The sequence below is a fragment of the Solitalea lacus genome (assembly GCF_022014595.1).
Taxonomy (GTDB): Bacteria; Bacteroidota; Bacteroidia; order Sphingobacteriales; family Sphingobacteriaceae; genus Solitalea; species Solitalea lacus.
Genome location: NZ_CP091740.1, coordinates 3,902,065 through 3,914,402 on the forward strand (window position 1 = coordinate 3,902,065; position 12,338 = coordinate 3,914,402).

The window sequence follows — 12,338 nt, forward strand, 5'->3', positions numbered from 1 at the left end:
TGGAGGGTAAAGACTATTCCGTTTTTAGCTTTAACTGACTTATGACGTCTTTAGGATCTTGAAAGTCGTAGGCGATTTTATCGTCGTCTTTAACTTTTTGCACTCCTTCAAGTAAGATTTTATCCGACGCATTTAAGCCGTTGCTAACAATATAGATATCAGGAAGGTGTGAAGTCACAGTAATTTCTCTCGATTTTACTACGTTATTCTTATCCACAACAAATACAAAGATTTTATCCTGTAGCTCGTAAGTAGCTTTTTGAGGAATGACAAGTGCATTTTTGATCGGCACAACCATTTGCACTTTTCCAGTTTCACCATTTCTCAACAACTGATTCGGGTTAGAGAATCGTGCCCTAAACGCAATGTTTCCAGTTTCGTTATCGAACTCACTTTCAATGGTCTCTACTTCGCCTTTGGTTTTCAGCACTTCATTATTGGCCAAAACTAAGCTAACTTTTTGTTTCTGCCCTTTATTAGTGCTGCTTTGGTAGTTTAAATACTCCGGCTCAGAAACATTAAAATAAGAAAACACCTGACTGTTATCTGAAAGACTGGTCAGCAATTCGCCTTCATCAATTAAACTCCCCAGTTTTAACGGAATACGGTCAATAGTACCATCAAACGGAGCCCTGATTTCAGTAAATGAAAGATGCACACTTGCAAGCGCAACTTCAGCCTTTGCCTTATCCAGATTGGCTTTGGCCATTGCCAATTCATTTTTTGAGACTATATTTTTATCGGCCAAAGATTTGGTGTTTTCGTACTCAATTTCCGAAGCTTTTGCTTCTGCCTGGGCTTTCAACAATTCTGCCTCATAAATTTTAGGCATAATCCTAAATAATAATTGACCAGCCTTTACCGATTGACCCTCATCAACATATATATTTTGTAAATAACCTTTTTCCTGTGCTCTAATCTCGATATTACGAACTGAGCGGATTTGCGAAACGTATTCCTTTGTGAATGAAGTATCTATTATCACTGGACTTGTAACAGCATACTTATTTTTTTCTTCTTTCTCTTCTTTAGCTTGTTTACAACTTGTATTGTACAGCAAGGCACAAAAACCTGCAAGCATTACAATTCTTTTCATTATAATGGTTCTTAAATCTGATTATTAAATTTTCAATTAAACACAGGGAAAGTTGATCTGTATGAAAACAAATCAATCGAATTGCTTTATTTAGGGAACAAAGCAAAAGCAGTTTTATGAATTTTTTATGAAGTTATGAAGGAAAATAAAATGATGACGGGGCTGTATTACTAACGTTTTGATTAGCTTAAGATAACAAAAAAGGCCTTTCTGATTACTACAGAAAGGCCTTTTTAATAGTTTTATCAGCAAACTACACGCTCAATAACAAACGAGTAGGATCTTCTAATAATTGTTTTACGCGTACCAAGAAGCCTACAGATTCACGACCATCAATAATGCGGTGATCATAAGAAAGGGCTACGTACATCATTGGGCGAATAACCACCTGACCATTTACAGCAACCGGACGCTCAACGATATTGTGCATACCCAAAATTGCCGATTGCGGCGCATTAATAATCGGGGTTGACATCATTGAACCGAACACACCACCGTTAGTAATGGTGAAAGTTCCACCGGTCATTTCTTCAATTGAAAGTTTATTATCACGAGCTTTAGTCGCAAGGGCAATAACTTCTTTTTCAATCTCAGCCAAAGTCATTGAATCGGCGTTACGGATTACCGGAACTACCAATCCTTTAGGTGCTGAGACCGCAATTGAACAGTCAACAAACTGGCTGTACACAATTTCCTCACCGTCAATACGGGCATTAACAGCAGGGAATTCTTTTAATGCTTCGCACACAGCTTTGGTAAAGAATGACATAAAGCCTAAACCAACACCATGTTTTTCTTTGAATTTATCTTTGTATTTAGCACGAATCTCCATAATTGGCGACATATCCACTTCATTAAAAGTAGTTAACATCGCAGTTTCGTTCTTAACAGCTACTAAGCGTTTTGCAACCGTTTTACGAAGATTCGACATTTTTTCACGTTTTTCAGCACGAGGGCCTGCTGGAACTGCAGGGGCAGCAACAGCTGCAGCCTTAGCCGGAGCAGTAGTTGTAGCAGCCTTCTGAGCCTTTTCAGCATCTTCTTTTGTTACGCGACCATCTTTACCGGTTCCGTTTATATCATTTGGATCGATACCTTTTTCTGCCAAAATTTTAGCAGCAGCAGGCGAAGGATGTCCGGCAGCATAACTGTTGGTTGCAGCAGCAACAGCGGCTGGAGCTGAAGCGGCAACAGCTTTTTCTTCTTTTGCCGGAGCTGCAGAAGGAGCAGCTGCTCCTTCTTCAATTGCACAAATTACAGCGCCAACAGGAATAGTATCGCCTTCAGCAGCTAATGTTTTTAAAACACCAGCCTTTTCTGCAGTTAATTCAAAAGTTGCCTTGTCTGATTCTAACTCGGCAATCACTTCATCCATTTCAACATACTCGCCATCATTTTTAATCCAGCGAGATAAGGTTACTTCGGTTATTGATTCGCCCACGGCGGGCACTTTCATTTCTATGGCCATGATATTGGTTATCTGTAATAATCGATTTGTATTAGCTTGATATAAGAAGAAAGAAGTTCGATCGATGGAATCTTACTTCTTTCTCCTGATTCTATTTTTATTAGTCTACTTTGATTGCCTTTTCGGTTTCTTTTTTAACACCTTCTTTTACCGAGGACTTTACTTTACTGGCAAAAGCATTGGCAATAATGTTGAGTTGTTGTGCAACATGTAGTTTAGAATAACCGGTTGCAGGTGAGCTTGATTCTAAACGACAAATTACATCCAATGGTTCGCGACGAAGGTGGCGCACCAACCAAGGCCAAGCTCCCATGTTTTCAGGTTCTTCCTGTACCCAGATCAATTCTTCAGCGTTACTATATTTTGATTTGATCTCATTGTATTGCTCATAAGGGAACGGATAAATCTGTTCTAAACGAACAATTGCAACATCTTTACGTTTATCTTTTTGCTGTTGATCAAGCAACTCGTAATAAATTTTACCTGAACAGAACAACACGCGCTTAACATCCTTAGCTTTTACGAAGTTGTCATCAATTATCTCCTTAAATCCACCTTTAGTGAAGTCGGCAAGTGGGCTTACACACGCAGGATGACGCAACAAGCTCTTAGGAGAGAATACTGTTAACGGTTTACGGAATTCATTTTTAAGCTGACGACGCATTGCGTGGAAGATCTGTGCCGGAGTAGTCAGATTAGCTACATACATGTTGTATTCTGCACAAAGTTCCATCATACGCTCAATACGTGCAGATGAGTGCTCAGGTCCTTGTCCTTCAAAACCATGCGGCAACAACATTACTAAACCGTTGCTACGTTGCCATTTAGTCTCGGCAGCAGCAATGTATTGGTCAATAACAATTTGTGCTCCATTTACGAAATCGCCAAACTGAGCTTCCCAAATAGTTAAAGTGTTAGGTGAAGCCATGGCATAACCATATTCAAAACCTAAAACACCATATTCAGAAAGGTGAGAGTTATAAATATCGAATGGGGCATTTTCGGTAGCCACAGTTGCTTGAATTGGATTATACTCTTCATCCGACTCCTCAACCTTAACAATTGCATGACGATGGGAGAATGTACCACGTTCAACATCTTCTCCGGTAAAACGAACACGGAAACCTTCATTTACTAATGATGCATAAGCTAAAAGCTCACCCATTGCCCAATCAAGAGACTTGGTTTCGTTGACCATTTTCTTACGCTCCGCAAACAACTTCTCTATCTTGTTGATGAACTTCTTATCTTTAGGAAGGGCCGTAATTTTATTACCCAAGTCAATTAAGGTCTTTTCAGCAACTCCGGTATCAACAGATTTTACGAAATCCTCAGGGGTTGCAAAGCGCATTCCTTTCCAAGGGCCTTGTAAATCAGGCTTGTTAAATACTGGGGATTCTTGTTTCACCTCATCCAATCGCTCCTGCAACATTTTACGGAAGCTCTTATCCATTTCTTTGGCCAGAGTTGCATCAACTTCACCCTGCTTCATCAATTTCTCGTTATAGATTTCGCGAGGGTTAGGATGTTTTTCAATTGCCTTGTATAAGGTAGGCTGCGTGAAACGAGGTTCATCTCCTTCGTTATGACCGTAACGACGGTAGCAAAGAATATCGATGAACACATCATTATGGAATTTCTGACGGTACTCCATCGCTAAGTTGATGGCATAAACAACAGCCTCAACATCATCTCCATTTACGTGGAATACCGGAGATAGCGTAACTTTTGCAATATCAGTACAGTAAGTACTTGAACGGGCATCACGGTAATTAGTGGTAAATCCTACCTGGTTGTTAATTACCAAGTGGATGGTTCCTCCTGTTTTGTAGGCATCTAATTTTGCCATTTGCAAAACCTCATATACAATACCTTGACCAGCAACAGAAGCATCACCGTGGATTAAGATCGGTGCCAGTTTAGTGTAGTCGTTACTGTATTTCTGGTCAATTTTTGCACGGGCAATACCGGTAACAACTGCATCAACAGTTTCTAAGTGTGAAGGGTTAGGGCAAAGACTCAAGTGAACATCTTTACCTCCTGCAGTTTGAACATCGGTAGAAAAGCCCATATGGTATTTTACATCACCACCAAACGGAGCGCTTTCATCATAGTTCTTACCTTCAAACTCAGTAAAAATATTTTTATAGGTTTTGTTCATGACATTGGCCAACACATTCAAACGACCGCGGTGAGCCATACCAATAACAAACTCTTGAATACCTAAATCTGCACCCTTCTCAATTACTGAATCCAAAGCTGGAATTACAGCTTCAGCTCCTTCTAAAGAGAAACGTTTTTGCCCTAAGAATTTGGTATGCAAAAAGTTCTCAAAAACTACAGCTTGATTCAGCTTATGAAGAATGCGTTTTTTCTCATCAACAGAAAATTGCTGTTTATTGCGGCTTTTCTCCATACGCTCCTCAAACCACTTCATTTTCTCAGGGTTACGGATGTATTTGTATTCAGCCCCTATCGACTCGCAATAGGTTTCTTCCAGCAATTGACGAATATTTTTTAATGTAGTTGGACCTAAACCAACTTCAGCACCTGCGTTAAACACTGTATCCAGGTCAGCATCGCTAAGCCCAAATGTTTCCAGTTCTTTGCCTGGAAAGAATTTCATCCGCTCGCGAACAGGATTGGTTTTTGTGAATAAGTGACCACGCTGACGGTAGCCATTAATCATGTTTAACACCTTCATTTCTTTATCAAAGTGCTCGTTAGAAACAGGCACTTCGGCTCCGCCATCAGATTTACCCAATTCAAAGCCTTCAAAAAACTTCTGCCAGCTAAAATCTACTGAAGCTGGATCGTTCTTGTATTGTTGATAAAGCGATTCGATATACGAAGAGTGCGCGTTGGTAAGATACGTGAGGTTATCCATTCTACTTACTTATTTTCCAAAAAATCTGTCGGGTAGCAAAAGTAGTTAACTTAGGTGTATATTGAAAAGAAAAAGGCAATTTTGTATTGATTTATAGCAGTAATTCACCTCACCAGCTCTATCTGCACAGTCAGAGCGAACATATTGTCAATAATCAGTTTTTAACAGGTAAAATACAGGCGTTGAACCTCGGCATTTGTATCGACGAAGTCAATCATTTCAGCAACTGTTTTTATTACTGTTAAACGATCTTGTGGCTCAATATGACCACTAACAGTCAGGTTGCCTGAAGCCAGAAGAGGCCATCTGGGTAAGTTATCAAGGATTTTCTTTAGAATGATGTTCACATCTCCAAAATCGGTATCTGAAATCAGGAAAGTAACCGCATAATCTGGATCGTAATAGGTAGCAACTTGCAATAAATCCTCAAAAGGCAAGTTAGCACCTAAGTACAACACATGATGCCCCCGGGCTTTAATCAGGTAATTAGTGAATATAAGGCCGATCTCGTGTGTTTCACCTTGGGGCAAAAACAACATATATTTTTTTGAATGCTCGGGATCGGGAGTCGGAAGGCTATTAATTGCCGTTAGAAGCTTTTGCTTAATAAGATGGGTAATAAAATGTTCATGAGCAGGGTTAATGGTACCTGCTTGCCACATGATACCTATCTTATGAAGGAAAGGATAAATCACCTCCAAAATTGTACGTTCAAGGCCCAAAGCATCAATACTCGATTGAAAAGTTTGTTCAAAGGAAGTCTCATCAAGTGTTAACATTGAATTGCAGAAGGCTCCAATTGTACAGGAACATCCGTTAATTTCACATTCTGATAGTTTTTCGATGTATAAACAGATCTCTTTTTCCGACATCTTAGCCACTTCGGAAATTCGCATACCTGAATCGAGTAGCAAAGAGATGTTCAGAAATTTTTTCAGGTCATTATCATCATAATACCTGATATTGGTGCATGTTCTTTTAGGTGTAATTAAATTGTAGCGCTGTTCCCAAATACGAATGGTATGTGCTTTAATACCGGTCAAACATTCTATGTCACTAATCGAGAACTTTTTCACTTTTCCTAAATTTTCTGCAAGTTTAACAATTGTTTTTCCAAAGTTGTTTTGTGATATGCATTGTACCGCTTTACGAATAATTAAAATTTAGGTTACAATAAAGTCATTTCTCTAACGCTCAGCAATTTTTCATCCAATTATAACCTCCACTCGTTTTTTTATAACGATTTAACAATCAATTTGTTTGAAAAGGAAAGTTTATCTGAACTTCTTCAAACCAAACAATTAACCTGATGTTATAGAATAAATTAAAACGTTTAAAACAATTTCTCAAAACTCATCTCTTAAATGCTCTACTGATATGAATTTACGTGAAAAAATCCAGTCGGCTTACGTTGATTATGTGCTAAGCAATGATGAACAACCGAAATCGGTTTATGCCTTCACTAAAAAACTAAAGCTTGGTGAAGAAGATTTCTATAGCCACTTCAACTCATTTAATGCCATCGAAAGTGGCATTTGGGCTGACTTAATCTCTCAAACGGCAGAAAATGTTAAATCGCAGGATGTTTTCAAGCATTATTCTGCCCGCGAACGCATACTTTCTTTTTTCTTTACAGTAGTTGAAGCCATGAAGCCTCATCGAAGCTTTATCAACTATTCGCTTAAACATGCCGGCAAAAGTTTTTCAACCCCAACTGTTTTAAAAAAAGCCAAAACCGAGTTTGAGTCATTTGTTGCTGAGGTATTGAATGAAGGTATTGATAAAAACGAAATAGCTGACCGTAAATATTTTTCTAAAAAGTATAAAGATGCACTTTGGCTACAGTTTGCCTTTGTTGTAAACTTTTGGATCAATGATGATAGCGAAAACTTTGAGAAAACCGATGAAGCCATAGAAAAAGGCATTAATGTAACGCTTGATTTAATGAGCCGAGGCCCAATTGACAATTTGCTTGAATATGGTAAATTTTTAGCACAGCAAGGAAAAGAGAAAGTCAGGTTTCCGTTTTAAGCTCACCAACCTACGGGAAATCACTTAACCAATTTATTTAGCCCAATGCAGATTTCATTGGGATAATTACCTGTTATCATCAGTGTAATATAGTATGAAAGAACAAAACAGTATACCTGTCACAAAAGTTGAGCGCTCTGTCAGATTTGTAACTACAGGAGCAAAGGTAGGAGTGAATTATTTAAAGCATTTCTCCAAAAAGCTGGTAAATCCGGAATTATCTAAAGATGAGCTTAATGAAGACAATGCATCGGATATATATCAGGCATTGAGTCAATTAAAAGGCAGTGCCCTTAAAATTGCACAAATGCTTAGTATGGATAAGAATATTCTGCCCAAAGCTTACTCCGATCAATTTTCACAAGCACAGTATAGCGCCCCTCCTCTTTCCGGCCCCTTGATTATACGGACCTTTACCAAATACTTCGGAAAAACTCCCGAAAAAATCTATGACTCGTTCAACCTTAAATCAACACATGCGGCTTCAATCGGACAAGTACACCAAGCATGGCTAAAGGACAAAAAGCTGGCCGTTAAAATTCAGTATCCGGGAGTTGGTGATAGCATCAGCTCTGATTTGAAAATGATAAAACCTTTCGCCTTTAGGTTACTTGGAATGAGTGAAGCTGAGTTGACTGTTTACATTAAAGAAGTAGAGGAGAAACTTTTGGAAGAAACGGACTATGAACTAGAGGTCAGGCGATCACAATATTTTGCTAAAGAGTGTGCTCATTTACAAAATTTAGTATTCCCTGAATACTACCCCGAACTTTCAAGCAAACGGATCATCACCATGGATTGGATTGAAGGGATGCACCTGAAAGAATACCTGGAAACCAATCCATCTCAAGCCGAACGCAACCGGATTGGTCAGGCTCTTTGGGACTTTTATAATTTTCAACAACATGAATTACGTGAGGTTCATGCCGATCCTCATCCAGGAAATTTCTTAATAACTCCTGAAGGTAAACTCGGCATAATTGATTTTGGTTGCATAAAAGAATTGCCTGATAATTTTTACTATCCTTTTTTCGCCTTCGTTAATAACCCGTTTGAAGATCGCCATCGCACTATTGATTATTTCAAGCAATTACACATGATTTTTGATGATGACTCTCCTGAAATGGTTGAGTTTTATTATCAGAGCTATAGAGAGATGATAGGATTATTTGCAAGGCCGTTCGTTCAAAAAGTATTCGACTTTAGTAAACCCGATTTTTTTAATGAGCTATTCTTTTTAGGTGAAAAAGTATCTAAAATGAGAGAATTTAAGCAAGCCAGAGGTGCTAAGGATTTTATTTATGTAAACCGAACTAATTTCGGCTTATACAATATTTTAAATGATCTAGGAGCAACCGTTAGAACGGACACTTATAAACCCCATTTGTTACAGGAAAATGCATAAACAACTCAAAAGGATACAAACCCAATAACACTTCAATACTTACTGTTTATGAAAGTACTGCTCACCGGCGCCAATGGATACATAGGCACTCGCCTATTGCCAGTTTTAATTGAAAAAGGCCATGAATTAGTTTGCCTGGTGCGTGACCGAAGGAGATTTCATGAACAATTGGGCACAAACTCCAAAATTAGCGTTATTGAAGGAGATCTTCTAAAAAGCGAATCGTTGGACAACATTCCGCATGATATTGATGCTGCTTATTACCTAGCCCATTCAATGGGGGCCGGCATAAGGGAATTTTCAGAATTAGAATCAATTGCGGCAGGAAACTTCATTAACAAACTTTCCCAAACTAAATGCAAGCAAATAATTTATCTCGGGGCCATCTCCAATGACAACGATCTATCTCCCCATCTTAACTCTCGTCTCCATGTTGAGAACTTAATAAAATCAGGGCCTATAGCATATACCATTTTACGAGCAGCTATAATAATTGGTTCGGGCAGTGCTTCTTTTGAAATCATCAGAGATCTAACTGAAAAGCTTCCAGTAATGATAACTCCAAAATGGCTAAAAACACGTTGTCAGCCAATTGCAATAAGAAATGTTTTACAGTATTTGGAGGGTGTTTTGGGAAATAAAGAAACTTATAATCGACAATTTGACATAGGCGGCCCCGATGTTTTGACTTACAAGCAAATGCTCCTTGGTTATGCTAAGGTGAGAAAGTTAAACCGACTGATTATAACACTACCTGTTCTAACGCCCCGTTTGTCTTCTTACTGGCTCTATTTTGTAACATCCACCTCTTTTCCTCTTGCTCAAAACCTGGTTGAAAGTATGCGCAATGAGGTGGTGTGTAAAGAAACAAGTATTAGAAAACTGCTAAATTTTAATTTAATAACCTATGCAGATGCCTTGTCATTAGCTTTTTCCAAAATCGAACAAAACGCCATTGTCTCGAGCTGGAAAGATGCACTAAACTCAGGTTTATTAAAAACTGAGTTTATGAACCAAGTAAAAGTCCCCGTAAACGGTGTTCTGAATTATAAAGTTAAAGTAGATTTCTTAAGAGCACCGGCAGAGGTATTTGTCAATTTCACCCAAATTGGAGGAAACCGGGGTTGGTACTTCTGGGATTGGATTTGGGATTTACGAGGCCTTCTTGACAAAACTGTTGGAGGCATTGGTTCTCGTCGAGGCCGAACAAGCAATGTAACCATTGAGCCGGGAGATGCACTTGATTTCTGGAGGGTTTTGCTGATTGATAATAAAAACTTACGACTGTTACTTTATGCAGAAATGAAACTACCCGGGGAAGCATGGCTTGAATTTAAGATAGTTCAACATGACAAAAAACAATACCTTAGTCAGATTGCAACATTCAGGCCTCATGGCTTATGGGGAAGAATTTACTGGTGGTTAATGTGGCCATTTCATCTCATTTTGTTTAACGGAATGGCCAATCGAATTGTTAACTACACTACTCAAAGAAACCTCAAGCAAGCATAATTGCAGTCGAACAATTTCCTCGATTAAGTAAATTAAAGTATATTTAAGAAAAACAGCATGTTATGTTAAAAGTTCAGGATATTCTAGATAGAAAAGGCAATACTGTTTATACTATTGATGCCGATGAAACTGTTTATGATGCTTTGGAAGATCTCGTTGAGAAGAATATTGGGGCTTTGGTAGTTACTGACCACGGCAGACATATTGGTATTATTACCGAAAGAGACTATGCTCGTAAAGTAATTCTGAAAAGTCGTTCATCAAAAGAAACGAGGGTGAGGGAAATTATGAGCGACCAGCTTTTAACAACTACCCCACAAACTCAAGTAGAAGATTGCATGGACTTAATGACCAAAAATCGTTTACGGCATTTACCTGTTGAAGAGGATTTTAAGCTGGTTGGAATGATTTCAATTGGAGACGTGGTAAAATACTTAATGGAAATTTATGAAATGATTATAGATGACTTAGGCCATCAAATACGTGACTGTAAAACTGACTTTTAAAAGTTAAGGCCGAGCATTAAAGCTCGGCCTTAACTTTTATTGCCTACTTCGTCTGTAATTGCTCTAATAAATCAAGATCCATAACCAATCTTTCAACTACCCGGTTATTGACAATATGTTCTTCAACAATTTCTTTCACATCTTCTAACTGCACCTTACCGTAAAAAATGCCTTCGGGATATACCACCACAGACGGGCCCAATTCACAGGTTTCAAGGCATCCGGCACGCTGAGCTCTAATTTCAGAATTCAGTCCTTTATCTTTAATCAGCTTCTTAAATTCAGCCACCAATGCTAAACCATGCTTTTCTCCACAACAAACTCTGGTTCCCGGAGCACGCTCATTGGTGCAAACAAAAATATGCTTGTCGTATTTCATTTTATGCAACATCCTATCCTTTTAATTCTTATTAACGGAAACAAAGGTAAATCTTATTAGTTTTATTTTTAGGAAGAAGATGATTAACGCTTTTTCTGCGGTAATCGCTAAAGTCTATTAAAATTCAATTACTATGGTGAAAAACATCCTGATTACCGGCGGCAGTGGTTTAATCGGCACTGAGCTAACCTCATTATTACAACGTAAGGGTTACAAAGTTGGCTGGTTGTCACGCTCGAAATCAGCTAAAAATTCATCTATTGAGTTATTCAATTGGGATGTAGAAAATCAGGAAATTGACCTTAATGCACTGTACTTTGCTGATGTTATCGTAAATCTTGCAGGCGCAGGCATTGCCGACAGACCATGGACTACACAACGTAAACAGGAAATTATTGACAGTCGTGTAAACAGTATCAAACTGATCGCCCAATCGATTAAGGCTATTGATAAAACAATTGAATCCTTTATTTCGGCTTCGGGCGTGGGTTATTACGGCAACAGGAATGATGAAGTTTTAATGGAAAACGCCTTGCCTGACAACGATTTTTTAGGACGTTGCTGTGTTGAATGGGAAAACGCTGCGGATGAAATTAATCAACTTGGAGTAAGAACCGTAAAGTTGAGAACCGGCATCGTATTGAGCATGCGTAATGGAGCCTTACCCAAAATGCTTAAACCAGTACAATTGGGAGCAGGTGCGGCATTAGGAACAGGGCGACAGTGGATGAGCTGGATACATTTAATTGATATGGTTAACATTTACCTTCATGCCATTGAGAACCCACAGTTAAGCGGGGCATTCAACGCTGTGGCTCCAAATCCTGTCACTAACAAGCAGTTTACAAATAGCATAGCCAAATGCCTAAATAAAAGCATTTGGCTACCTAATGTCCCTGGTTTTGTTTTAAAAATTGCTTTAGGAGAAATGAGCCACCTTGTGCTTGACAGCGACCGTTGTTCTGCTAAAAAAATCCTTGAATCCGGCTTTCTGTTTGAGTACGAAAATCTTGATGAAGCTCTTACTAATCTTTTGAGCCGTTAAGCAATTCAG

The 12,338-nt window shown here is 38.7% G+C and carries 10 protein-coding genes; 5 read left to right on the forward strand and 5 right to left on the reverse strand.

Annotation, left to right across the window (positions count from 1 at the left end; genetic code table 11):
- Positions 1-13: 13 nt before the first annotated feature.
- From L2B55_RS16855 to L2B55_RS16870, 4 genes are all read right to left on the reverse strand, one after another.
- Positions 14-1,096 carry an efflux RND transporter periplasmic adaptor subunit gene (locus L2B55_RS16855; protein ID WP_237847358.1) on the reverse strand — a complete coding sequence of 361 codons (1,083 nt, stop codon included), beginning with the start codon at positions 1,094-1,096 and terminating at the stop codon, positions 14-16.
- A 253-nt stretch (positions 1,097-1,349) separates the two neighbouring features.
- Positions 1,350-2,564, reverse strand: a complete 1,215-nt coding sequence (gene odhB, locus L2B55_RS16860; RefSeq protein WP_237847359.1) for a 2-oxoglutarate dehydrogenase complex dihydrolipoyllysine-residue succinyltransferase — start codon at positions 2,562-2,564, stop codon at positions 1,350-1,352.
- A 100-nt stretch (positions 2,565-2,664) separates the two neighbouring features.
- Positions 2,665-5,451: a 2-oxoglutarate dehydrogenase E1 component gene (locus L2B55_RS16865; RefSeq protein WP_237847360.1), complete on the reverse strand. Its 2,787-nt coding sequence runs from the start codon at positions 5,449-5,451 to the stop codon at positions 2,665-2,667.
- A gap of 161 nt (positions 5,452-5,612) precedes the next feature.
- A complete protein-coding gene (locus tag L2B55_RS16870) occupies positions 5,613-6,527 on the reverse strand; it encodes a MerR family transcriptional regulator (protein WP_237847361.1) in 915 nt (304 codons plus the stop codon).
- Positions 6,528-6,828: 301 nt separating this feature from the next.
- Between L2B55_RS16870 and L2B55_RS16875 the strand changes: the two genes are divergently transcribed.
- The 4 genes from L2B55_RS16875 (at position 6,829) to L2B55_RS16890 (ending at position 10,905) form a co-directional block, all read left to right on the forward strand.
- Positions 6,829-7,482: a TetR family transcriptional regulator C-terminal domain-containing protein gene (locus tag L2B55_RS16875; RefSeq protein WP_237847363.1), complete on the forward strand. Its 654-nt coding sequence runs from the start codon at positions 6,829-6,831 to the stop codon at positions 7,480-7,482.
- Between the two features lie 94 nt (positions 7,483-7,576).
- Positions 7,577-8,887 (forward strand): ABC1 kinase family protein, encoded by a 1,311-nt coding sequence (locus tag L2B55_RS16880; protein ID WP_237847364.1) that lies wholly within the window; start codon positions 7,577-7,579, stop codon positions 8,885-8,887.
- Positions 8,888-8,935: 48 nt separating this feature from the next.
- A complete protein-coding gene (locus tag L2B55_RS16885) occupies positions 8,936-10,399 on the forward strand; it encodes an SDR family oxidoreductase (protein WP_237847365.1) in 1,464 nt (487 codons plus the stop codon).
- Positions 10,400-10,461: 62 nt separating this feature from the next.
- Positions 10,462-10,905, forward strand: coding sequence for a CBS domain-containing protein (locus L2B55_RS16890; protein ID WP_237847366.1), 444 nt, complete (start codon positions 10,462-10,464; stop codon positions 10,903-10,905).
- Between the two features lie 43 nt (positions 10,906-10,948).
- On the opposite strand, the gene L2B55_RS16895 is transcribed toward L2B55_RS16890, so the two are convergent.
- The gene (locus L2B55_RS16895; RefSeq protein ID WP_237847367.1) at positions 10,949-11,284 is read right to left on the reverse strand and encodes a (2Fe-2S) ferredoxin domain-containing protein; all 336 of its coding nucleotides are present in this window, start codon (positions 11,282-11,284) and stop codon (positions 10,949-10,951) included.
- Between the two features lie 133 nt (positions 11,285-11,417).
- On the opposite strand from L2B55_RS16895, the gene L2B55_RS16900 reads away from it, so the two are divergent.
- Complete coding sequence (locus tag L2B55_RS16900) at positions 11,418-12,329, forward strand: TIGR01777 family oxidoreductase (protein WP_237847368.1); 912 nt, start codon at positions 11,418-11,420, stop codon at positions 12,327-12,329.
- The last annotated feature ends 9 nt before the right edge of the window (positions 12,330-12,338 follow it).